General features: G+C 66.7%; 20 protein-coding genes. 4 read left to right on the top strand and 16 right to left on the bottom strand.

Going from position 1 to position 23,732, the window contains the following annotated elements; translation table 11 throughout:
* Window positions 1-24: 24 nt before the first annotated feature.
* Window positions 25-1,551 carry a methyl-accepting chemotaxis protein gene (locus ACZ47F_RS10365; protein WP_464924636.1) on the top strand — a complete coding sequence of 509 codons (1,527 nt, stop codon included), beginning with the start codon at window positions 25-27 and terminating at the stop codon, window positions 1,549-1,551.
* Between the two features lie 98 nt (window positions 1,552-1,649).
* A complete protein-coding gene (locus ACZ47F_RS10360) occupies window positions 1,650-6,143 on the top strand; it encodes an EAL domain-containing protein (RefSeq protein ID WP_464924635.1) in 4,494 nt (1,497 codons plus the stop codon).
* 110 nt (window positions 6,144-6,253) lie between these two features.
* Here ACZ47F_RS10360 and ACZ47F_RS10355 read toward each other — a convergent pair whose 3' ends face one another.
* The 15 genes from ACZ47F_RS10355 to fliO form a co-directional block, all read right to left on the bottom strand.
* Window positions 6,254-7,882 carry a GGDEF domain-containing protein gene (locus tag ACZ47F_RS10355; RefSeq protein WP_464924634.1) on the bottom strand — a complete coding sequence of 543 codons (1,629 nt, stop codon included), beginning with the start codon at window positions 7,880-7,882 and terminating at the stop codon, window positions 6,254-6,256.
* A 63-nt stretch (window positions 7,883-7,945) separates the two neighbouring features.
* Window positions 7,946-8,248, bottom strand: a complete 303-nt coding sequence (locus ACZ47F_RS10350; RefSeq protein ID WP_464924633.1) for an EscU/YscU/HrcU family type III secretion system export apparatus switch protein — start codon at window positions 8,246-8,248, stop codon at window positions 7,946-7,948.
* Window positions 8,245-9,492, bottom strand: a complete 1,248-nt coding sequence (gene fliK, locus ACZ47F_RS10345; protein WP_464924632.1) for a flagellar hook-length control protein FliK — start codon at window positions 9,490-9,492, stop codon at window positions 8,245-8,247. Before fliK ends, ACZ47F_RS10350 begins: the two co-directional genes overlap by 4 nt.
* Window positions 9,493-9,507: 15 nt before the next feature.
* Window positions 9,508-9,924, bottom strand: a complete 417-nt coding sequence (locus tag ACZ47F_RS10340; protein WP_464924631.1) for a DUF2802 domain-containing protein — start codon at window positions 9,922-9,924, stop codon at window positions 9,508-9,510.
* A 24-nt stretch (window positions 9,925-9,948) separates the two neighbouring features.
* On the bottom strand, window positions 9,949-10,164 hold the full coding sequence (locus tag ACZ47F_RS10335) for a hypothetical protein (protein WP_464924630.1): 216 nt from the start codon (window positions 10,162-10,164) through the stop codon (window positions 9,949-9,951).
* A gap of 18 nt (window positions 10,165-10,182) precedes the next feature.
* A complete protein-coding gene (locus ACZ47F_RS10330; RefSeq protein ID WP_464924629.1) occupies window positions 10,183-10,926 on the bottom strand; it encodes a flagellar motor protein in 744 nt (247 codons plus the stop codon).
* Window positions 10,927-10,968: 42 nt separating this feature from the next.
* Window positions 10,969-11,697 (bottom strand): FliA/WhiG family RNA polymerase sigma factor, encoded by a 729-nt coding sequence (locus tag ACZ47F_RS10325; RefSeq protein WP_464924628.1) that lies wholly within the window; start codon window positions 11,695-11,697, stop codon window positions 10,969-10,971.
* A 34-nt stretch (window positions 11,698-11,731) separates the two neighbouring features.
* Window positions 11,732-12,598 (bottom strand): MinD/ParA family protein, encoded by an 867-nt coding sequence (locus tag ACZ47F_RS10320; protein ID WP_464924627.1) that lies wholly within the window; start codon window positions 12,596-12,598, stop codon window positions 11,732-11,734.
* Between the two features lie 4 nt (window positions 12,599-12,602).
* A complete protein-coding gene (gene flhF / locus ACZ47F_RS10315; RefSeq protein WP_464924626.1) occupies window positions 12,603-14,048 on the bottom strand; it encodes a flagellar biosynthesis protein FlhF in 1,446 nt (481 codons plus the stop codon).
* 17 nt (window positions 14,049-14,065) lie between these two features.
* On the bottom strand, window positions 14,066-16,135 hold the full coding sequence (gene flhA / locus ACZ47F_RS10310) for a flagellar biosynthesis protein FlhA (RefSeq protein WP_464924625.1): 2,070 nt from the start codon (window positions 16,133-16,135) through the stop codon (window positions 14,066-14,068).
* 39 nt (window positions 16,136-16,174) lie between these two features.
* Window positions 16,175-17,296, bottom strand: a complete 1,122-nt coding sequence (gene flhB, locus ACZ47F_RS10305; protein WP_464924624.1) for a flagellar biosynthesis protein FlhB — start codon at window positions 17,294-17,296, stop codon at window positions 16,175-16,177.
* A gap of 10 nt (window positions 17,297-17,306) precedes the next feature.
* The gene (gene fliR / locus ACZ47F_RS10300) at window positions 17,307-18,098 is read right to left on the bottom strand and encodes a flagellar biosynthetic protein FliR (protein ID WP_464924623.1); all 792 of its coding nucleotides are present in this window, start codon (window positions 18,096-18,098) and stop codon (window positions 17,307-17,309) included.
* A 14-nt stretch (window positions 18,099-18,112) separates the two neighbouring features.
* Window positions 18,113-18,388, bottom strand: a complete 276-nt coding sequence (gene fliQ / locus ACZ47F_RS10295; RefSeq protein WP_464924622.1) for a flagellar biosynthesis protein FliQ — start codon at window positions 18,386-18,388, stop codon at window positions 18,113-18,115.
* A 12-nt stretch (window positions 18,389-18,400) separates the two neighbouring features.
* Window positions 18,401-19,168: a flagellar type III secretion system pore protein FliP gene (gene fliP / locus ACZ47F_RS10290; protein ID WP_464924621.1), complete on the bottom strand. Its 768-nt coding sequence runs from the start codon at window positions 19,166-19,168 to the stop codon at window positions 18,401-18,403.
* Complete coding sequence (gene fliO, locus ACZ47F_RS10285) at window positions 19,165-19,548, bottom strand: flagellar biosynthetic protein FliO (RefSeq protein ID WP_464924620.1); 384 nt, start codon at window positions 19,546-19,548, stop codon at window positions 19,165-19,167. The genes fliP and fliO overlap by 4 nt, the downstream gene beginning before the upstream one ends.
* Before the next feature lie 187 nt (window positions 19,549-19,735).
* On the opposite strand from fliO, the gene ACZ47F_RS10280 reads away from it, so the two are divergent.
* The gene (locus ACZ47F_RS10280) at window positions 19,736-20,122 is read left to right on the top strand and encodes a YccF domain-containing protein (protein ID WP_464924619.1); all 387 of its coding nucleotides are present in this window, start codon (window positions 19,736-19,738) and stop codon (window positions 20,120-20,122) included.
* A 120-nt stretch (window positions 20,123-20,242) separates the two neighbouring features.
* Here ACZ47F_RS10280 and ACZ47F_RS10275 read toward each other — a convergent pair whose 3' ends face one another.
* Window positions 20,243-21,568, bottom strand: coding sequence for a UDP-glucose dehydrogenase family protein (locus tag ACZ47F_RS10275; protein WP_464924618.1), 1,326 nt, complete (start codon window positions 21,566-21,568; stop codon window positions 20,243-20,245).
* A 417-nt stretch (window positions 21,569-21,985) separates the two neighbouring features.
* On the opposite strand from ACZ47F_RS10275, the gene ACZ47F_RS10270 reads away from it, so the two are divergent.
* Window positions 21,986-23,704 carry a PHA/PHB synthase family protein gene (locus ACZ47F_RS10270; protein WP_464926621.1) on the top strand — a complete coding sequence of 573 codons (1,719 nt, stop codon included), beginning with the start codon at window positions 21,986-21,988 and terminating at the stop codon, window positions 23,702-23,704.
* Window positions 23,705-23,732 lie beyond the last annotated feature (28 nt).

Genomic DNA, 23,732 nt, shown 5'->3' with positions numbered 1-23,732 from the left:
CGCATCGCACCACAAGAACGCCTCATGGACACCACACCGGCGCCCCCTGCCGACACCGCCCAAGCGTCGCCTGCCGACTTCTTGCAGCATCTTCTGGCGCAGCGGCCGGTCGATCTGCGCCAGAAACCGCCGCCGGGCTGCGGCACTGCGCTGGATGAATTCCTCGCGCTGGTCACGCATCTGGTGGACACCACCACGCACAATGCCACCGGCGTCGCCTACGGCATTGCCCGCATCAGCTTCGAGGCACGCACCGCCACCCGCGACGCGCAAAGCCATGCGCAGGCGCAGACCGAGCGCATCGCCGCGATGGGCGACAGCCTGGAGCGCTTCATCCGCGGCATCGTCGGCGTGCAGGGCCAGACTGAGGCGCTGCGCACCCAGTCGCAGAGCATCAATCAGTTGAGCAGTCGCGGCGCCCGCGAGGCCTCCGAGGCGCGCGAGGTGTTCGATCTGCTCGCCCAGGCCACCAGCAACAACCAGGCCGAAATCCAACATTTGGGCAAGCGCTTTGCACAGGTCACCGCGGTCACGCAGGTGATCGAGGACATTGCGCAAAAGACCAGCCTGCTGGCGCTCAATGCCAATATCGAGGCCGCCCGCGTGGGCGAGGCCGGACGCGGCTTTGCCGTGGTGGCCGACGAAATCCGCAAACTAGCGATGAGCACGCAGCAATCAGTGGAGAGCATCGCCACCTTCGCCGCCGAAGTCAGCCGCAGCTTGCAGGCGGTCACGCAGTCCACCACCCAGTTCGCTGCACAGATGGACAGCGGCAAGGCGCTGGCTGCGGCCATGATCTCCAACTTTCAGGAAATTGCCCACAGCATCGACACCATGCACAGCGGCATCAACCAGGTGTCGGCGCAACTGGGCGAGGAAGTCGAGCGCATGCGCGCCATTGGCGGGCAGTTTGCCACGCTTTCCGCGACGGTGCAGGACAACGCGCGCCAAACCATTGCCACGTCTGAGCGCATCGCCGACGAGGTGCAGAAGTCGCTCAACGCCAGCCAAAGCCTGTTCGAAGCCGCCACGCAGTTCGTTACCGCATCCAAGACCAGTCAGGTGATGCGCGATCTGGAGGCGGTCTGCGCAGAAATCGAGGCCGTGCTGACCCAGGCACTGGCAAGCGGAACGATCAGCGAACAGGCGCTGTTCGACGCGCAGTACGAGCCGGTGCCGGGCACCAATCCGCAGAAATACCGCACGCGTTTCACCGAGTTCGTCAAGAACCGCATTCAGCCGATCGAGGACGCCTGGCTGGCGCGTCAGCCAGAGTACCGCTTCGTGCTGCTGGTCGACCGCAATGGCTATGCCGCGGCGCACAACAGCCTGTACGACAAGCCGCTGACCGGCGATGACGCCACCGATCTGGTGGGCAATCGCTCGATGCGGTTGTTTAACGACCCGGTAGGCCTGGCTGCGGCGCGCAACACCAACCCCTACTTGCTACAGGTCTATGCGCGCGACACCGGCGAAATCCTGCAGGAGCTGTCGCGCCCGCTGCGCGTGGGCGGGCGCCATTGGGGCGCGGTGCGGCTGGCCTTCGCCTGACCTGCGCAGATGCCGAGCTCTGTCAGTTTTTCCTCATTCGCCGGGACTTTGCTACGAAAAAGCCGGCCGTGCGATGTGCAGGCTGTTGTAATTCAGGCATGCCTCTGAACGCGATTTTCCAGACCGACCGCCGCCGCATCCTCGCCTTCGTCCTGCTAGCCAATCTGCTGCTCGCCATCGGCGTGGCCCTCACGCTGTTTGCCAGCTGGCAGCGTAACCGCGAAGGGGTGGAGCAAATCCTGCAGGCTGAGGCCACCTTCTGGGCCGATGCGATGCGCCAGCGCTATGACCAGCTGCAGACCACCTGCAGCGTGGCGCAGCGCAAGCTTCAGCAAAACCCGGGCCTGCTGCTCACGCCCGAATCCTGGCTGCACGACATGGACGCGCTGATGCCCTTCATCGACGGCATTGCGCTGGTCGCCCCAGATGGCGCGTTGCTGGCCGTGGAGCCGCGCCCTGCAGGTGCGCTGCCCGCTGCGCCAAATTTCACGTCCACACCCGAATTTGCCGCCGCGCTGCGCACACCTGGCCGTGTGCAGATCGGCCTGCAGCAGCCCGACCCGTTCGACCCGGCGCGGCTGATCACCCCGGCGCGCTGCGCGTTGCAGGTGCCGCACGCCTCCACCGGGGTGGTGCTGGTGTTCAACGTCGGCCTGCAGCGGGCACTGGCCGATCTGCAGAAAACACTGTCAGGATTCGGCGACAGCGGTCGCTGGGTGCCCGCGGTCGGCCTGCTGCGCAGCGATGGTTATCTGCTGGCGCGCCTGCCGGCGCCGCTGCCGCATACCCAGCACGCGCTGGCGCGGGAGCCGGCGCAAGGGGTGCTCGCGCGCGAGATCGTTAGGCATCCCGAGCGCATGCAAGGGCTTTTCATCGGTCCCGTGCAGGCGGTTGGCGGCGCCGAGCGAATCGGTGCCTGGCAGCGTCTGCAGGAGCATGGTCTGGTCGCTTTCACCAGCCTGCCGTCTTCGGCGCTGACCGCGCTGTGGTGGCGCCAAAGCTGGCCCACCCTGACGATCTGGATCATGTTGCTGGTGCTGCAGGTCATCGGCGGCGCACTGATCTCGCGTGCGGTACAGCGCCAGCAGCGGTTGGCGCAGATCAACGCCGCACTGGCGCAGGCCAACCAGGTGGCGGCCGAGGCGCAGGACGAAACCGCGCTGCTTCACGCCATCTGCCGCATCTGCGTGCACACGGGCGGCATGGCGCTGGCCTGGGTGGGGCGGCCGGACGCCAGCGGCCACGCCCTCATCCTGGCCGCCGAGGGGCGTACCGCGTATCTGGACGGCCTGAACCTGTCTGTACACGCCGGGGAAAAGGGTGGACGCGGCCCGTTTGGGATCGCCTGGCGCGAGGCGCGGGCGGTGTTCGTGCAGGGCGACGGCTCCGGGAGTCTGGTCGCGCCGTGGCGCGACCGCATGCACCATCACGGTCTGCGCAGCATGGCGGCGCTGCCGGTCTGGCGTCAGGGGCGGCTCGATGCCGTGTTCAGCATCTACCGCGACGGCAAGGGCCACATCCACAGCGAGCAGCGCGTGCTGCTCGAAGAGCTCGCCCGCAGTCTGAGCCGGGGCCTGGATCGCCTGGACCTCGCAGCGGCCGAGCGCAAGGCGCGTGAGAACACCGCGCGCCAGCAAGAGCTGCTCAAGTCGGTGTTGGCACAGATCGACATTTTGATAAGTGCGCGCAACGACCGCGACCTCCTGGAGATCGCCTGCACCCGGCTGCTGGAGACCGGGTTGTTCGCCGCAGTCTGGGTGGCAAAGCCCGACGCCCAGGGCTTCGCCCAAGCGCTGGCCGCAGGTGGAAATGGTGCGGACACCCTTGCCGCGCAGCCGCCGCTGCGGGTGGACGACACGGCCACGCATGCGTTGGCGCGCGCCTGGCGCAGCGGCACCGAGGCGCAAGACGAGAATGCCGACAGCCCGGTGCTGCGGCCCTGGACCGAGTTCTCGTTGCCCGAGTGGACGCCGCGGGCGCTGGCGCTGCCGCTGCGCCGCGGTGGGGCGCGCTGGGCGGTGCTGATGTTGGTGCTGCTCAACGGCCTCGATCTGGACGACGGCCTGCATGCCCTGCTGCTGCGGGTGGCCAGCCTGATCGAGCGCGCGCTGGGCGAGATCGACCTCAAGGCCGAGCTCGAAACCGAACAGGCGCAGCAACGCTATCTGGCCCGTCACGACGCGCTCACCGGCCTGCCCAACCGCCTGGCGCTAGAGCATCACCTGCCGCTGGCGATGGCCCGCACCCGGCGGCACAAAACCCTGCTGGTCGTCGGCATGATGGATCTGGATGATTTCAAGCCGGTCAACGATACCCACGGCCATTCCGCTGGCGACCTGCTGCTGCGCCAGCTGGGCGAGCGCCTGAAGGCAGCGGTGCGTGAAATCGATCTGGTCGCGCGGCTGGGCGGGGACGAGTTCGTGCTCGTGCTCGAAGGCATTGCGCAGGCGGCCGACCTGCCCGCCGTGCTCGACCGCATCCATAGCGTCGTCGAGACCCCTTTCGATCTCGGCGACGGCGTGCTGGCCAAAGTGGGCATGAGCCTGGGGCTGACGCTGTACCCGGTGGATGACGTGCCGGCCGAAGTACTGCTGCGCCATGCCGATGCCGCGCTCTACGCCAGCAAGGCGCACAAGGCCGACCGCACGCTGTGGTGGCAGCAATGGGAGGACACAGTGGATCTGGCAGCGACCCGTCCGGCCGATCTGCCGGTGCATGTCGATGCCTATGGTGAAGCTGCTGCCCGCGTGCTCGACCTGATCGCCCCCCAGATCGAGCGCCAGGCGCCCGCCTTCGTCGAGCGCTTTTTCGCTGCACTGCGCCAAGACCCGGAGGCCGCCGCACTGCTGGCCATTCTGTCCGAAGAGGAGCTCGCCCATCTGCACCAGCACCAGCATGCCCGCATGCTCGACATCATGCGTAGCGATCTGGACAAGCAGATCCACCAGGAGGGCGCGCAACGCACCGGTGCGGTCCACGCCCTGGTCGGTGTGAGCACCGCAGCGCTGGTCACCAGCATGGGCTGGTATCTGCAAAGCCTGCACGAGCTGATCGCCGACAGCCCGCTGCGCAGTGCCGATCGGGCCACCCTGGCGCAGGTGGCCATTGCACGGCTGCAGCGTGAACTGCAGTGGCAGACCGAGGGCGCGCAGCTGCAACGCGAGCAATACCAGCAGATGCTGTTCGGTCTGGATCAGATGCAGCCCGACCTGACCCAGTGGGCCGATCTGGCGCGCACCGTGCTGCGCTCGGTGGTCGATCTGCCCGGCATGGCCGCCACGGTGATCTACAAGCCCGATGCGCAAGGCTATTTCGTCCCCGAATTCACCGCCGGCGCGTTCGACGACTACATGCAGGCGATCGAGCAAAGCGCCATCGCCCCGCTGCAGATCGACCCGCAAAGCCCCTTCGGCCAGACCCCGCACCCACGCTGCTGGCGCAGCGAGCAGATCGAAACCAATGTCAGCTATGTGACCGATCCACGCATGGCCCCGTGGCGCGCCGCGGCACACCGCGTGGGCATCCGCAGTTCGGCGGCGGTGCCGGTGAAGGACAGCCGCGGGCGCATGGTCGCGGTCATGGGCCTCTACGGCCGCTATCCCGGCATGTTCGAGACCCAAAGCATGCACAGCTTCCTGCGTGGGTTGGAGCAGCTGTTCGAGCGCGGCCTCTACGGTCTGATGACCCGCCGTGAAGACGCCCTGCTGCCCGCCAGCGACCGCCGTGCCTGGCGCCACCGCCTGTTCAGCGGCGGACTCGAGATGCACTATCAGCCCGTAGTCAATCTGCGCAGCGGCAAGCCCACGGCGATGGAAGCATTGGCACGCCTGCGCCTGGACGATGGGCGGTTGATCGGGCCGGGGCAGTTTCTGCCGTCCTTCGGCGCTTCCGAGCTGACCCGGCTGTTCACCCTCGGGCTGGAGCAGGCGCTGCAGCAACTGGCGCGTTGGGACGCCGACGGCCTGTCAGTCGATCTGTCGGTCAATCTGCCCCCCGAAGTGCTACTCATGCCCGATTGCGCGCGGTGGGTCAGTGAAGCGCTGCGCGCCTGGCGCATCGCTCCCGAACGGCTGCGTCTGGAGGTGCTCGAGGATGCCGACTTCCACAACGCCGTCGAGCGCGATCGCGCAGTCCATGCCCTGGCCGCCACCGGCGCCCGGCTGGTGATGGACGACCTGGGCAGCGGCTACAGCAGCCTGCTACGCCTGCGCACCCTGCCGTTCCAGACGGTCAAGATCGATCAGGGTCTGGTGCGGCAAATCCCGGGCGAAACCGATGCGCAGGCCGGCGACATGATCGGCTTCCTCGGCGCGCTGGTGCACATGACCCAGGCACTCGGCCTGCAGGTGGTGGTCGAGGGACTGGAAACCCCGGCGCTGATCGAGGTCGCTGCCGTGCTCGGTGCCGATGCCGGACAAGGTTACGCCCTGGCCAAGCCCATGCCCGCCGCCCAGGTGCTGGACTGGCTGCAGCAGTTTTGCTGGCACACCGAGCCGACACAGCCGCAGACCCGCCTAGGCCAGCGCGCACGCCAGTGGGTGCGCGACGAAGCGCTACGCAAACTCGCAGAGCGGGGACCGGGGGCGCAATAGGGCATCAACAGGGCCTCTTCACCCCTCCCTCCCAGCCATCCCCACGCGGTGGGGTGGAGGCAAGCAATTCGGCACTCCCTACCTGTGAGGAGCGTTGGAAACAGCCGCCCTTACCCGCGGCGCAGCGCGCTCTCTGGCAGGCTGCCGCCGCCTTTGGCACCCTCACAGGGTGCGGCGAATTCCACCCGCTTGCGTCCGGCCTGTTTGGCCTGCAGCAGCGCGGCGTCCACACGCTGGTATACCGCGGCAAAATCCTCCTGCGGGCACAGCTCGGCCACTCCGGCGCTGAAACTCAGCGCAATGCGACGGCCAGCGGAGTCCTGCACCAGGGTCTGCTCGCTGAAAGCGGACAGCAGCCGCTGGACCACGACCCGCGACTGCTGCACCGGGGTGTCGGGCAGCAGCAGCATGAACTCTTCACCTCCCATGCGGGCCACACGGTCGCTGGGGCGCACCAGACGCGTGGCCAGGCTCACCAGTGCCTTGAGCACAGCATCTCCGGTGTCGTGACCATGGGTGTCGTTGACCACCTTGAAATGATCGAGATCGAGCAGCACCACAGTCAGCGGCTGCCCTTGCCGCTGGGCGCGCGCCTGCAGCCGGGCGAACTCGGCAGCCAGCCCACGACGGTTGAGCGCGCCGGTCAGCGGGTCTAGCTGCAATTGCTGGCTGACCTGTTCGAGCTCGCCCTCGAGCGAGCGGATGCGCTCCTGCGCCGCCTGCGCCTGCCGCTGTGCCTCGGCCAGATGCACACCCAGCTCGCCGCTGCGCCGCTGCATGTGGCGGCTGTCGTCGAGCACCTCCTGCACCAGCCGCAGAATGTCGTCCCACTCTCGGCTGGCCTGAAGCTGCGCTAGACGTTGTTCCAGGCGCTGGTTGTATGCGTTCCCCTCGGCAGCATAGTCGCCCAGCTTGCGCACCAGCAGGTCGATCAGTGCCTTAGCGGTGCGGTGTGCGTCGTCCTCGCTCTTGCGCAGCACACTGTGGCGCACCAGCAGATCGCGCACAGCGTTTTGCGCCTGCGCAATATTTTCGGGCGCAAGCGGTGCGTTGAGCTGCTCGCTGATCGCCGCGGCCTGTACCCCCACCCAGGGCTGGGGCACCAGATCGCCCAGATGCTCCAGCAGCAGCCGCACCAGCTCGGCCAGACCCTGGCGTACCGCGTCTTCGTTGGCTTGAGCACGGTCGATCGCCAGCCAGACCTCGCGTGCCTGCGCCGCGAGAGCGCTGGGCGGCGTGCCGGCGTCGGCAGCGGCAATCAGCTCGCGCAACAGCCGCTGAGCGGCCTCGTCGGTGCAGAACGGCTGGACGCCGCGCCTGAGCGCGCTCAACCACTGCGCGCGCCAGGCGTTGCCGTCCGACGTGGGCTGTGCATCGCGGGTTTCGATCGGTGTGCCGACCGACGCGTTGCTGCCGCGCGCCGGCAGGGCGCTCCAGCGATCGAGCAGCCGCGATAGTTCGCGCCACTGGGCCTGCGCCGTGGGCAAGGCGGCCAGACGGTCGATCTGCTGACGTTTTTGCAGCTGGGTCAACCCGGCTTGGGATCGCTCCCACTGCTCGAGCAGCCTCTGCAGCGCCACGCCCCAGTCGGCGACGTCTGGTTCGGCCATGGGCTCGGGGGGCGGCTCGGTCTGGTTCAGACTGTCGAACACGCGGCGATAGTTGTCCGGCGTGGGCTGCAGGTTGAGTTCGACCAGGCGTTTGAGCGTGGCACGCGCCTGCTCGGCAATGGTGGGCATGGGAAAACCGTTTTGTTCTGAATCGTTTGCAGGCAATCGTATTGCAAGCCGCCTGGGCAAATGTCAAGGCAAGGGTTGCCCGCCCTCGCCTGCCTCCAGCCGCCACAGCCAGGCCAGCAGCTCGGCCACGGCGGTGTACAGCGCCGGGGGAATCTGGGTATCCAGATCGACCGCCATGAGCAGCTGCACCAGTTGGGGAGACTCGTGCACATAAACCCCGGCCTGCCGCGCCCGCGCCACGATGGCCTCGGCCACCAGGCCTTGACCTTTGGCGATCACTTCGGGCGCGCCGCCCGCCTCGGGCTGGTAGCGCAGCGCCACCGCCAGCGGCAGGCCGGACGGCCCGGGGCGCTCTGGCGCGCTCATTCGGCAGGCTCCGCAGGCAGCGACGCGAGTTGCACCGCGCCGACTTCGAGCCCGGCCTGTCGCAACGCGGCCTGCAAATCGGGCAAGGCGGGATCGATGCGCTGCTGCGCCCGGTCACCACGTTGCAGCAGCAGATCGACCCGATTTGCGCTCAGCCGCAGCCTGGCCTGTACCGTGCCCAGGTTCGGCAGATCCAGCGTGAGATGTGTGGACCAGCTGCGCGCAAACGATACCCCGCCCTGCGGAGCACTGTCTTCGGACTCCGGACGCAGGCTCCAGCGCAGAGTCTGACCCGGCCACAACAAGCCTTCCCATACCACCTGCCCCTGCATCAAGGCCTGCAGCTGTTGCTGCACGATGCCGTGCAGCTCGGCAGGCAAGCGGGCCAACAGCTGCGCCGCGTCGCTCATGGCCTGCGGCGCGCTCTGGACAGCACCGTAGGCCGCCAAGGCCGCATGGCGCGGCGCCACGGGGGCTGGCCCCGGCGTCATGCCCTGGACCTCGGGCGATGTGGGCGATGTGGGCGATGTGGGCGATGTGGGCGATGTGGGCTGCTGGCCCGGGGCGGGGGACGCCGGCGCCTTCTGCGCTACAGGGTCAGCTGCGGGCTGCGCGTTCTGCTGCAGCAAGGGCGACAGCCGACCTTGCGGCTGAGCGAGCAGCGCAGACAACGGTTGCTGTCCCTGCGCCCAGGCGCCGAGCTGGCTCTCGTAGAACAGCCCGCTGCTGACCAGCGCCTTGGCCAGCAGCTGCGCCGCCTGTGCTGTGGACTGCATGGGCCGGGGCCACACCGGCTCGGGCGCGGTCGCAGCGGACAGGTGCTGTCCCTCGACGCACGCGGTGGGTGTGGTCGATGCGGCTTGCATCTGCTGCAGCACGCCGAGGAGTTGACCGGGACCGGACAGCTGCGTCTGCACTGCGGCCTGCGCAGTTGAAGGAGCGAGCAGGAATTGCGGCTGACCATTTTTCTGGCCCAGATAGACCAGCGGCAATCTGCTGCCCACCTGGGGAGGCGGTCCCGGCAAGGTGGCCGCCACGATGGCATCACCCAGACGCAGCATGACCTGTGTCTGCAGCCGCGCATCCGCCGCCGCTGCGGCACTGGCGGACTGCACCTGCACGACTTCGGCGTCGAGCGCCGTGCCCGGCTGGGCGGTGAACGGGCCGGGCGGGGGCATGCCCGTGGCTGCACCCGGCAGCGGGCCGACCGGCACCACCCCGCCAAGGGACACGGGACTGTTCATGGCGTCAGCCGCGGGTCAGAACGGCTCCTGCCGTAGGCGGATCATCAGTTCAGCCTCCGCCTCGCTCAGACCGCAGCGTTCGGCAATGTCGCGCACCGACAGGCCCTGGCGGGCGAGTTCACGCACACGCACCTCGACAGGCTGCTCCGGCGGCATTTGCGCGGGTTCTTGCAGCACCGGAAGATCGGCTGGCGTGGGCGCCACGGGCTCGGGCGGTGCAGCAGGCTCGCTGCGCGGCGCTAGGGTGAACAGGGCAGACGGCGGCGGCACGCGCGCATCGCGTTCCTGTTCGAGCGCGTGCACCCGGCGCTGCAGCGCATCGACCTGGTCGCGCGTGCCCGCCAGCAGATCGAGCAGACGCCTGAGGGTCAAGGTCAGCCCGATCTGCAGCACAACGATCAGGGCAGCGAAGATCAACAGAATCACGGTCATGATGGCAGCGCAGGGTCGGGATGGTCAGGCGCGATCATCGATGCGTCGGCCGTGCGGCGCATCGGCATCGGGCACACCCGAGCCGGGAGTTGCCGGGGGCGGTGCCGACGCGGGCGGCTCAGGCCGGCGCGACGCGGGCTTGCGCCCGGGAGCCGGCTGCCGCCCGCGTCCGCCGCCGTCGGGCAGGCGGGGTACCGGCTCGTAAGCGCCGACCGGGTCGATCGTGGCGTCATCATCCATCTGGCCCCCAGGCAAAGGTCAATGCGCGAAGTAGCTCTGCAGGCGACCTTCGATGATGCGGGGATTCTCGCCTTCGGCAATCGCCACCAGTCCGTCCACCTGCATTTCCTGCAGCCTGGTGCGATTGTGCACGATACTCTTGAGTTTGTTAGCTACCGGCAGGAAAAACAGGTTGGCCGATCCCACGCCGTACACCGTGGCAACGAAGGCCACGGCGATGCCGCCGCCGAGCTTGCTCGGGTCGGCCAGGTTTTCCATGACGTGGATCAGGCCGAGCACCGCCCCCAGAATGCCCACGGTCGGCGCGTAGCCACCGGAGGATTCGTACACCTTGGCGGCCTGATTGTCGTGATGCTCGACCGCGCCGATTTCCTGCTCCAGCGTGGAGCGGATTTTCTCGGGATCGGTGCCGTCCACCAGCATCTGCAAGCCTTTTTTCAGGAAGGGATCGGGCACCGATTCGACCACAGCCTCCAGCGCCAGCAGGCCGTTCTTGCGCGCTGTGTCACTCCACTCCAGGATCTGCTTGATGCTCTCCTGTGGATCGCCCTTGGGCGGCAGCACGATCCACGGCAGCATCTTGAGCGAGCGCATGAACACCTTGAGCGGAAATTGCAGCATGGTGGCGCCGGTGGTGCCGCCAATCACGATCAGGAAGGCTGTGCCCTGAATGATCGAGCTGATATGGCCGCCTTCGAGCATCTGCCCCAGCAGAATGGAGCCGATCGCAACGACGATGCCGATGATGGTCAGAATGTCCATGAGATAGTCCCAGTGCCTGTCTGGTGTGACGTTTTGCGATCCTTACGGCGTGTCGGACTGCCGGTGCGCCTGCAACCGGGCGCGCAGGCGCATCACCGCCTGCTTCATCAACTGGCTCACGCGCGACTCGCTCACCTCCAGCACCCTGCCGATATCCTTGAGCTGCAGATCTTCCTGGTAGTAGAGCGCGAGCACCAGTCGTTCGCGTTCGGGCAAATCGAGGATCGCGGCCTGCAGATCGCGCTCGAGCTCGGCGCCTTGCAGCAGTTCTTCGGGCAGCAGACTGGCCTGGTCGGCGGTGCGATCGGCGTAGTCGTCGTCATCGTGGGCCAGATCCTCGAGATAAACCAGCTGCATGCTGGTCTCGGCCAGCGCCTCGTGATACGCGCTCAGATCCCAGCCCAGATGTGCCGCAATCTCGGCTTCGCTGGGGTGGCGGCCTAGGCGTTGGGTGAGCAGCGCCTCGGCGCGTTCCATCTGCCGTTCCTTAGCGCGGCTGCGGCGCGGCAGCCAGTCGAGCTTGCGCAGCTCGTCATAGATCGCACCGCGGATGCGGATCGCGGCGTAGGTGGCGAACTGCGCAGGCGACTGCATTTCGCCGCGGTCGAGCGCGTCCCACAGGCCGATCATGCCGGCCTGCTCCAGGTCGGCGAAATCGACCGAGGCCGGCAACTGCGCCGCCATCTGCCCGGCGATGCGTCGCACCATCGGCAGGTGCTTGGCAAGACGCTCCTCACGGGTCTCGGGGGCGGGATAAAGACCATGTTTCATGCGGAGAATCGCATTGCTACGTCAGCCGTGCCGCCTACGCAGCCTGCTCAGCGCGCAGCCATTGCTGCATGAAAAATTCGATGCGTCCGCTGGGCCCCTGCGGCAGCGGCCAGGCTTGCACCCGCGCAGCCAGCGCGGCGAAGGCCGCCGCCGCCGCACTCTGCGGCGCCGACTCGACCACTGCGCGCTGGCTGCGCACCGCAGCGCGCAGCGCGGCGTCGAGGGGAATGCTGCCCACCAGATCGAGCGACACGTCGAGGTAGCGGTCGGCTACGCCGGCGATCTTGGCAAACAGCGCCTGCCCTTCCCGCGCATCGCGCACCATATTGGGCAGCAGGTGAAAGCGCTTGAGGCCGTGGTGCTTGCTCAGCACTTTGATCAGGGCGTAGGCGTCGGCTACCGAAGCCGGTTCGTTGTTCAGCACCACGATCAGGTCTTGAGCTGCGCGACTGAAGGTCAGCACGTCACCGGCAATGCCGGCGGCGCAATCGACCAGCAGATAGTCCAGCGGCATGTCGAGCGCGCTCACCGCATCGATCAGCCGTGCCTGCGTGGCCACATCCAGAGCGGCCATGCCAGCCACGCCGCTTGCAGCTGGCAGCACCAGAATATCCTGCGGACCGCGCACCAGCACGTCGTCGAGCCGTCTCTGGCCTGACAGCACATGGCTGATGTTGTAGCGCGGGGTCAGCCCGAGCAGGATGTCGATATTGCCCAGGCCGAGGTCGGCGTCGAACACCATCACCCGCTGGCCGGCGCGCGCCAGAGCAATGGCCAGATTGGCAACCACATTGGTCTTGCCCACCCCGCCCTTACCGCTGGCGACCGTGATCACCTTGGTCGGCGGGCGCTGCAGGCGGCGCAGCCCTTCGGCTTGATCCATGATCTTGTTCCGGCTCATGGCATCAGGCCGAACGCGCCTGCGCCACCGCAGATGCGGCGCTGGGCTGAACGGCAGAAGAATCGAAACGGGTCACGGGATCGTTTTCGAGCAAAGCCGTGATCTTAGCCAGCGACGGCACATGTAGGTCTTCGGGCACGCGCTGGCCGTCGGTGTAGAACCACAACGGCACGCTGCCCTCCACCAACCATTGCAGCGCCGCGCCAAAGCTCGGACTCTCATCGAGCTTGGTCAGGATGACCGCGGCCACCGGCAGCCGCCGGTACAGCGCCCAGAGTTCGGCATATGCTGCCGGGGCCAGGCCGGCGCCGACCACCAGCAACCGTGTGACGCGCTCACCCAGCGCCTGCAGCCATTGCATCTGCTCGGCCATGCGCGCATCCCGCGGGCTCAGACCAATGCTGTCGATCAGCACATAGCGCCGGTCGGCAAATGCGCGCAGGTGCTGCTGCAGTTCCTCGCCATCGCGCGCCACGGCCACCGGCACGCCGAGGATGCGGCCGTAGATCTTGAGCTGCTCGACCCCGCCGATGCGATAGGTGTCGGTGGTGATCAGCGCCACCGCCGCGGTGCCGTGGCGCAGCACCAGCCGGGCAGCGAGCTTGGCAATGGTCGTAGTCTTGCCCGCCCCGGTCGGCCCGACCAGGGCGTAGATACCCGCAGCCGACACCGGGTCGGCCGCCACCTGCAAGCCCTTGCCGAGATACGCAGCCAGCGCGCCTCGCAGGTTCAGCGCCTCATGGCCGAGCTGCCGCGCCCGCGCCGTGGAAAAGCCCAGCGCCTGCAGTTGCTCGCCCAGCGGAGTGAGAGGCCCGGCGTCGGTCAGAGACGCCATCTGCGACTGCATCCATTGCCGCAGGTCGTGCAGTTCATGGCGCAGGGTGCCGAGTTCGTCCGGCAGCGCGGCGTGGTGATCAAGGCGTAACGGCGGCGTATCGATACGCGCGGGCGCTGGCGTGGGAGGCTTGGGAGCAACAGCAAGCGCAGCGGCGTCTTTCTGTTCCAGAGTGATCGGTGCGTCCACGCGCGCCACGGCGGGCAGAGGCAGGTCGGCAGCGGGATGGGGAGCAGTGCGCGCTTGCCCTGCCCCCTGCGGGCCTCCCCCACCCGTGGGGGGGGTGAGAACAGCGCCAGGCGCTGGCCTCGGTTGAGCGTCCGGCCTGCCTTCAGCAGCAGATGCCACCCTCTGCCCGCCCGCAGCCGTTTCGCTCCCTCCCCACTTATGGGGAGGGTTGGAGTGGGGAGCCGCGGTCACCACTGCCGCGCCCCCTGCCAGGCCCTCCTGTTCATCTGACGGTAACCGGCTGGCGTCGAAGTCCACCGCCGCCATCAATTCGACGCCGCCGACGATTTCCCGATTCGACAGGATCACCGCGTCGGCGCCCAGATCGTTGCGAATGCGGGTGAGCACCTCGCGAGTATTGGTTCCGGTGTAGCGTTTGATTTTCACGGTCGAGGCTCCAGTGTTCATGCGCCCAGCGTGGCGGTGATCTTGACCTGTTTCTGGTCGGGAATTTCAGCATAGGACAGCACCCGCAACCGTGGCGCGCTGCGCGCCAGCAGGCGGGCGAGAAACTGTCGCAGCGGCGCGCTGACCAGCAGGACCGCAGTGCTGCCCTGCGCCTCCATGCGCTGCATCAATTCGCGTGCCCTGTCCATCAGGCGCTGTGCCAGCCCGGGCTCCACGGCGGCCTGCTGCGGGTCGGCACGCAGACTCGATAGCAGAATCTGTTCCAGCTGACCGTCGAGCACTGCGGCAGAGAGCTCCTGCCCGCCCGGCGACAGGCTCTGCACGATGAAAGCACCCAGCGCCAGCCGCACCCGGGCGGTGAGTTCGTCGGTGTCGGTCACCTGTCCGGCATGCTCTGCCAGCACCTCGGCAATCGTGCGCATGTCGCGGATGGGCACGCCCTCGGCCAGCAGGTTCTGCAGCACCTTGCGCAGCCGGTCGGCCGAAATCAGCTTGGGCACCAGGTCTTCGACCAGCTTGGGCGAGCGCTTGGACAGATGGGCGAGCAAGCCTTCGACCTCCTCGCGCCCGAGCAGTTCGGCGGCGTGGGTTTGCAGCAGGTGGTGCAGATGCGTAGCCAGCACCGTGCTGGCATCGACCACGGTATAGCCCAGCGCCTGCGCGCGGTCGCGCTGCTCCTTGTTGATCCACACCGCGGGCAGTCCAAAGGCCGGGTCCTGGGTCGGTGTGCCCTGCAACTCGCCCATCACCTGCCCGGGGTTGATGGCCATGAGCAGATCAGGAAAGACGTCTCCGCTTCCGATCTCGACCCCCTTGAGCGCAATGCGATAGCCCCCGGGCCGCAGTTCGAGGTTATCGCGGATGTGCACCGAGGCGACGAGAAAGCCCATTTCTTGCGCGAACTTCTTGCGCACCCCGCGAATGCGCCCGAGCAGTTCGCCGCCCTGGTTGCGGTCGACCAGCGGAATGAGGCGGTAGCCCACGTCCAGCGACAGGGTGTCCACCGGCTCGATCTGCTCCCAGCTCACCTCCTCCGGCTCGGCGGAGGGCGCCGCTTCGGGGGTGGCCTGCGCCTGGGCTGCAGCCTGCTTATGTTTTTTCAGCTGCCACCACAAAACGCCGCCGAGCACCGCCGCCGCCCCGAGGAAGGCCAGATGCGGCATGCCCGGAACCAGCCCGATCAGCCCCAGGATGCCCGCGGTGATGGCCAGAACCCGCGGATGGGTGAACAACTGGCTGACCAGTTGCCGCCCCACATCCTGCCCAGTGGACACATTGCTGATGACGATGCCCGCGGCCATGGAGATGACCAGCGCCGGAATCTGAGACACCAACGCGTCGCCGATGGACAGCAGGGTGTAGTTCTGCGCCGCCTCGCGCAGGCTCAGGCCATGCATGAACATGCCGATGACCAGCCCGCCGATCAGGTTGATGAACAAGATGAGAATGGCCGCGACCGCATCGCCACGCACGAACTTGCTCGCGCCGTCCATCGCGCCGTAGAAGTCGGCCTCCTGCGCTACCTCGGCGCGGCGCTTGCGGGCCTCTTCCTGGTCGATCAGCCCGGCGTTGAGGTCGGCGTCGATCGCCATCTGTTTGCCCGGCATGGCATCCAGGGTGAAACGGGCGCTGACCTCGGCAATCCGCCCCGCGCCCTTAGTGATGACCACGAAGTTGATCACCACCAGAATGGCAAACACGATGATGCCCACGGCGTAATTGCCGCCGACTACGAACTTGCCGAAGGACTCGATCACCGCCCCGGCAGCGCCTTCGCCGTTCTGCCCGTGCAGCAGAATGACCCGCGCCGCCGCGACATTGAGCGACAGCCGCAGCAAGGTGGTGAACAGCAGCGCGGTGGGAAACGCGGCAAAGTCCAGCGGCCGTGTGAGGTACAGCGTCACCAGCATGATGGTCAGCGACAACACGATGTTGAAGGTGAACAGCATGTCCAGGATAAAGGTGGGCAGCGGCAGCACCAGCATCATCAGGATGAGCACCACCAGCACCGGTGCGGTGAGCATGCGCCAGTCCATGCGCTGCAACAGGCCACGCCAGGCCGGCATCGCCGGGGGGCTCGAAGTCGGGGAAGTCGCCATCTCGTTTTACGCGTTCACTGCATAGTCAGCGGGAATCGCCCAGTCGCCGGGCGCCTGGGCGATCCGCGGCGCGGCGCGCAACTGGTACACATACGCCAGCAGCAGCGCCACTGCGTTGTAAAGCGCCACGGGAATCTCCTGCTCCAGCTCGGCGTGATGGAACAGCGCACGTGCCAGCGGCGGCGCCTCGACCACCGGCACGCCATGTTCTGCGGCAATCTCGCGGATGCGCGCGGCCACCCGGTCGGCCCCCAGCGCCAGCACCACCGGCGCCCGGTTCTTGCCTTCCTCGTAGGCCAGTGCCACGGCGTAGTGAGTCGGGTTGGTCACCACCACATCGGCCTTGGGTACCGCAGCCATCATGCGCTTGCGTGCGCGCTCTTGCTGCAGCGCACGGATTTTTTGCTTGATCTGCGGATTGCCCTCGCTCTCGCGCATTTCGTCTTGCAGATCCTGACGGCTCATCCTGAGCCGCTTGTTCATCTGAAAAAGCTGCCAAGGCACATCCACCGCGGCCACCAGCAAGGTGCCTGCGGCGATCCACAAAAACGCCTTGGCGGCGATCAGCCCAAGCTGGGTCTGCGCCAGACCCGGCTCGACCTGCAGCAGCCCGAGCAAGGGCTCACGCTGATGCCACAGCACCAGCCCGGCGATCACGCCAATCACCACGGCCTTGAGCAGCGCCTTGCCCAGCTCGCCCAGACCGGTGAGGGAAACCATGCGCTTGAGTCCGCGCACTGGGTCGAGGCGGCTGAAATCCGGCGCCAAGGCCTCGCTGCTGAATACCCAGCCGCCCATCAACACGCCGCCTGCCGCTGCGGCAAGAAAGGTCAGCGCCAGCACAGGCGCAAGCAGCAGCGCACCGATCAGCGCCACCTTGCCCGCGGCCTGCAGCATCGCGGTCGGGTCCTGCGCGGCCTGGGCCGAGACAGTCAGCCCGGTGTGCAGCAGCGCACGTCCGGTGTCGTAGAACCAGCCGCCCAGGCTGGTGACCAGAACCGCCACTCCCAGCAGCAGCAGGCTGGAGGTGAGATCGCGCGAGCGCGCCACCTGCCCCTTTTCGCGCGCCTGCTGCTTGCGCTTTTGCGAGGCGGGTAATTCCTTTTCCTGTGCGCTGTCGTCGGCCATCTGCCTGCTCCTAGCGCGTTGCGCCCTGCTGTAACACCTGGCCGGACAGATTCAGCCCGACATCCACCAGATGTTGCACCACACTGTGCATCACCGGCATGACCAGATACAGCGCAAAAAAACCGAGGATGAAAAACATCGGAAAGCCGACGGCGAACAGATTGAGCTGCGGCGCGAGCTTGGTCAGAACCCCCAGGCCGAGGTTGGCGATCAACAGCACACCCAGCACCGGCGCCGACAGCGCAAGCCCGAGGCTGAAAATCGCCGATCCAGCCTGCGCCAGCAGCTGCCAGGTCTGCGTGGCCAGCCCCAGATTGGGCGCTACCGGCAGCAGGCTGAAGCTGCGCGCGATCACCGCCAGCAACACCAGATGCCCGTTGACCGCGAGAAACAGCAGCAGGGTGAGGATGTTGAGAAAACTCGCCAGACTGGTGACCTGCACGCCCTGCACCGGATCGAACAAGGTGGCAAAGCCCATGCCCATCTGCAGCCCGATCACGGCACCAGCCATCTGCACCGCGCTGAGAATCAGTGTCATCGACAGACCGATCGCCCCGCCCACCAGCAGTTGCTGCACCACCAGCATCCACGCTGCAGCGGTGCCGAACTGCACCGGCGGCATGGACGGCAAGGCCGGGGCGATGGCCACGGCCACCAGCACCGCCAGTCCCACGCGCAGCCGCACGGGCACACTGCCCATACCAAACACCGGGGCCGTCGACAGCATGGCCAGCACGCGCAGGAACGGCCAGAAGAACGCGCCGATCCACGTCTCGATCTGGGTGCTGGTGAAATGGATCATGGCCTGGACAGGATTCAGCCGCCGTTGATCAACTGCGGGATGCTCTCGAACAGGCGGATGGTGAAGTCCATCATCACATGCAGCATCCAGGGCCCGGCCAGCACCGCGGCCAGACCCATCGCGAGCACCTTGGGCACGAAGCTCAGGGTCATTTCATTGAGCTGGGTGGCTGCCTGGATCAGGCTGATCAGCAGGCCGACTACCAGCGCCACGCCCAGCAGCGGCAGCGCCACCAGAAAAGTCACCCACAGCGCCTGCTGGGCAATGGATGTAATGGACTCGGGCGTCATGTCCTTTTCCTTTCAATGCACGAAGCTCTGCACCAGCGAGCCGATCACCAGGTCCCAGCCGCCCACCAGCACGAACAGCATGAGCTTGAGCGGAAACGACACGGTCACCGGTGAGAGCATCATCATGCCCATCGACATCAGCACCGCAGCCACCACCATGTCGATGATCAAAAAAGGAATGAAAATCACAAAGCCGATCTGGAACGCGGTCTTGAGCTCGGATGTCACGAAGGCCGGAATCAATAGGGTCATCGGCGTGTCGGCCGGCTTGGCGAGCGCCTTGTGGCCGGAGAGCTTGACGAACAGTGCGAGATCGTCCTGCCGGGTCTGCGTGAGCATGAAGTTGCGCAGCGGCGCACTACCCGTTTGCAGCGCCTGCTGCATCGAAATCTGGTTGTCCATCAGCGGCTTGATCGCCACGTCGTTGACCTGATTGAGCACCGGGCTCATCACGAAAAAGGTAAGAAACAGCGACAGCCCGATGATCACCTGACTGGGCGGCACCGTGGTCGTGCCCAGTGCCTGCTTGAGCAGCGACAGCACGATGACGATGCGAGTGAACGCGGTCATCATCAGCAGCATGGCCGGCAGGAAAACCAGCGCGGTCATGAACAGCAGGGTCTGCACGCTCAAGCTGTATTCGGTGCCGCCCCCGGCTGCCGGTGTGGCGGTGAACGCGGGCAGCGTCTGCGCGCGGACCGCAAGCGGCGCGAGCAGAAATGCCGCCGCGAACAGACGCGGCAGTGCATGCTGGCACAGGCTTGTAAGCGCGCGGTTCATGGCGTGTCCTTTCTACGCTGCTCCACCGCGCGTCGCAGCCAGTCTGGAAAGCCCGCTGGTAGGCCCGAGCCAGTGCCTTGCGTGGGCTGCGCTTGCGGTTCCACTGACTTGGCCAGCACATGCAGGCAGCGCAGGCCCTGCGCGCTCGAACCCAGCAGCAACTGCTGCTCGCCCACCTGCACCAGCAGCAGCCGCTCGCGCGGCGCCAGGTGCAGCGTGGACAACACCCGCATCGGGCCACTGGCAGCGCGCACGCTAGGCTGGACGCGCTTGAGCAGCCACAGCGCGGCAATGAACAGCGCGATCACGGCAACCAGCCCGCCGAACACGCGCAGCAGTTCGGTCCAGCTCAGCGGATCGGGCAATGCAGAAGGTGACATGATGGCGACGGTTTCCTGACATTGACATGTCCTGCCGTCGGGCGTTTGACGCAAACCATGAAAAACCCCGGTATGCATGCACGCCTCAGCCGATTTCGGCAGGACTCCCGCCCTGTCTTTGCAATCCGCAGGCCAGGCTGCGCTTTCCTGCAGAATGCGGTTTCGACCATTTCAAACTGGACACACCATGCGGCTGATCGGCAATATCCTGTGGTTCATTCTCGGCGGCTTTGTCATGGGGCTGGCGTGGTGGTTCACCGCGCTGCTGTGCGCCATCACCATCATCGGCATTCCTTGGGCGATCGCGGCGTTTCGCATCGGCGCGTTCAGCTTCTGGCCGTTCGGTCGCATGGTGGCTGAGAAGCCCAGTGGCGCGGTGGGCAGTGGGTTCAGTGCGCTGGGCAATCTGATCTGGGCGATTCTGTTCGGCTGGTGGCTGGCGCTGGGGCATCTGGCGTCGGCGCTGCTATGCGCCATCACCATCATCGGCATTCCGTTTGCCCTGCAGCACATCAAACTGGCCGGGTTGGCGTTCTTCCCTTATGGGAAAGAGATCGTGCCGATCCCAGGCTGATCGCCGTTCTCACGCTCTCACCGGTCCTACCCGGTGGGAAGAACGGGAGGGACGCACCTTGCGCACCCACCTCCCCACCCCAACCCTCCCCACCCACTGGAAGGGAGCAAGGCGCCGCGCCTACCCGCGTCCGATGCCGTAGTAGCGCAATCCCACGGCGCGCACGCTTTGTGGCTCCCAGATGTTGCGGCCGTCGAACACCACGCGGTCGGCAAGCGCATCCGCCAGTGCAGAAAAATCGGGCGAGCGAAACGCATGCCACTCGGTGATCACCGCCAGCGCGTCAGCGCCGTGCAGCGCGGTGTTGGCGTCCCTGGCAAACAGCAGCTCGGGCTGCGCAGGCAGCAGGCGTTGCGCCATGGGGATCGCCACCGGGTCCCAGGCCTGCACCCGCGCGCCGGCTTGTAGCAGCGCGGTGATCAGATCGATGCTGGGCGCATCGCGCATGTCGTCGGTATTCGGCTTGAACGCCAGCCCCCAAACCGCAAAGGTCTTGCCGGCCAGCGCGCCCTGGTAGTGATCGTGGATCTTCTCGAACAGCCGCAGCTTCTGTCGCTGGTTGACCGCGTCTACCGCCTCTACCAGCTCGGCGTGCAGCCCGAGTTCGCGCGCGGTATGCGCCAGCGCCTTGACATCCTTGGGAAAGCACGAGCCGCCGTAGCCCGCGCCGGCGTAGAGGAAGTGGCTGCCGATGCGGTGATCGACGCCGATGCCCCGGCGGATCTGTTCGATGTCGGCACCTACGGCCTCGGCGATGCGCGCCAATTCGTTCATGAACGAGATGCGCGTCGCCAGCATGGCGTTGGCGGCGTACTTGGTGAGCTCGGCGCTGGCTGCGTCCATCACCATGATTTTTTCGTGATTGCGGTTGAACGGCCGGTAAAGCTCGCGCATGGTGGCGATCGCCTGCGGGTCGTCGCTGCCGAGCACGATGCGGTCCCCGCGGGTGAAGTCTTCGATGGCCGAACCTTCCTTGAGGAATTCCGGGTTGCTCACCACACCCAGCGGGTAATCCACGCCGCGCCGGGCCAGTTCGGCCTGGATCAGCGCGCGCATCCTGGGGATGGTGCCCACCGGCGCGGTGGATTTTTGCACCACCACCAGCGGCCCGGTCATTGCCTGCCCGATTTCCATCGCCGCGCCTTCGACCTGCGACAGATCGGCCTGTCCGCTGGGCAGCGACGGCGTGCCCACCGCAATGAAGCACACCTGCGAACCCGGCAGACCCTCGGCAATGCTGGAGCGTAGAGTCAGACGCCCCTGCTCGATGTTGCGCCGCACCAGCTCGCTGAGGCCTGGCTCGTAGAACGGCACCTCGGCGCGTTCGCGCAGCGCGGACAGCCGGGCCGGATCGCGCTCGATGCAGGTGACCTGGTTGCCGACATCGGCAAAGCAGGCCGCGGTAACCAGACCGACATATCCCGCACCTATGACTGTGACGCGCATGACTGGCTTTCTCGTGGTTTCATCAGGGAGTGCTATTTTGCCGTATGCCTGCAGCCGCGCTGTGGCAGGCCGCGTTGCATTTCCCGACCGCGCCCACGCCTGCCGACCGGTCCGGCTTGACCTGCATCAAGTGCCATGTTGCACTGCGACATTCCAATGCAGCGATCTTTCCAGGAGATGCCCATGAGCGAACTCCATCCACGCCCCCGTCGTGCGCAGGCGCCCAAACCGGGGTCAGGCGCCGGCAAAACGTCCGGCAAGCAACCCGCGGTCAAGCTGGCCGCAGTCTGCGCAACACCGGCCGCGCCTGCAGCGCAGGATCGTGCGGCCGCCGCTGCGCCAAAGCCGCCCATTGCGCTGCCGCCCTCGGCAAATGCTACGCCGGCCCCGCCCGACCGAGACGAGTCGCTGCGCGACATGATCGATCGCGCGATCCACGCACTCACGGCACGCGCCACGCTGGGTCTGTCTCCGGCCGCGCTCGGGCTGGCCTTTGCTGACTGGGCCATGCACATGGCGGCCTCGCCGGGCAAGCAGGCCAGCCTGGCCGTGCTTGCCGCGCGGATGCAGGGGCAGTGGCTGCGCTACGTTGCCGATCTGGCGGCGCATGCGCTGCGCGCCGATCGCACCCCCTGCACGGAGTGCGTGACCCCGCCGGCCTCCGACCGGCGGTTTGCCGCGCCGCAGTGGCAGCGGTTTCCATTCAACCTGCTCTCGCAGCACTTTCTGCTGCGCGAGCAATGGGTCGATGACGCCGCGCGCGGGGTGCGTGGCGTCTGGCCACACCACGAACAGGTCGTGGCCTTCATGGCGCGGCAATGGATGGACATGTTCGCGCCGAGCAACTTTTTCTGGACCAACCCGGAAGTGCTCGAGCGCACCGTGACCTGCGGCGGGGTCAATCTGCTGCAGGGACTACGCAACTGGCAGGACGACCTCCAGCGTCTGTTCGACAAGCGTCCGCCGGCCGGGGTGGAGCAGTTTCGCCCTGGACATGAGGTGGCAATCACGCCGGGCAAGGTGGTGCTGCGCAACCGGCTGATCGAGCTCATCCAGTACAGCCCGACCACGCCCAAGGTGCATGCCGAGCCGGTGCTCATCATCCCGGCGTGGATCATGAAGTATTACATCCTCGACCTGTCGCCGCACAACTCGCTAGTCAAGTTTCTGGTCGATCGGGGCCACACCGTGTTCATGGTGTCATGGAAAAACCCGACCGCCGAAGACCGCGATCTGGGCATGGACGATTACCTGCGCCTCGGACCGCTGGCCGCGCTGGATGCGGTCGGCACCATCGCCGCGGGGCGCAAGGTGCATGCCACCGGCTATTGCCTGGGCGGCACGCTGCTGGCCATCGCCGCAGCCGCGCTGGCACGGCGCGGTGACGAACGACTGGCCAGCATCAGTCTGTTTGCCGCGCAGACCGATTTCACCGAGGCCGGCGAACTCACCCTGTTCACCGACGAAAGCCAGGTGAGCTTCCTCGAAGACCTCATGTGGTCGCAGGGGTTTCTCGACACCTCGCAAATGGCCGGCACCTTCCAGATGCTTCGCTCTTCCGATCTGATCTGGTCGCGCATCTTGCGCGACTACCTGATGGGTGAGCGCGCGCCGATGAACGACCTGATGGCCTGGAACGCCGACGCAACCCGCATGCCCTACCGCATGCACAGCGAATACTTGCGCAGCCTCTACCTGCGCAATGCGCTCGCGCAAGGACATTACAAGGTGGACGGCAAGCCGGTGGCGATGGAAAACGTCACCGCGCCGTGGTTTGTCGTCGGCACCGAAACCGACCATGTCGCGCCGTGGAAATCGGTCTACAAGATCCACCTGCTGGCCGATTCGGAAGTGACCTTCGTGCTCACCAGCGGAGGGCACAATGCCGGCATCGTCAGCGAACCCGGGCACCCGCGCCGCCACTACCGCTGGGCGGTGCATCCGGGCGGTCGTCCCTACCTCGATCCCGACCACTGGGTACCGCTCGCGCATGCCGAGCAGGGCTCATGGTGGCCGCGGTGGAGCGATTGGCTGGTGTTCAAGGGCAGCGGCAAGCAGATCGACCCGCCGGCCTGCGGCAGCGTGGACTATCCCCCGCTGGCGCTCGCCCCTGGCGAGTATGTGCTGCAGCGCTGACCTGGTGCGCGATAAGCCCCGCCATTCA

The sequence above is a fragment of the Thiomonas islandica genome, assembly GCF_055383445.1.
The sequence above is the reverse complement of the archived record's forward strand: the minus strand, read 5'-3'. Positions and strand labels throughout refer to the sequence as shown.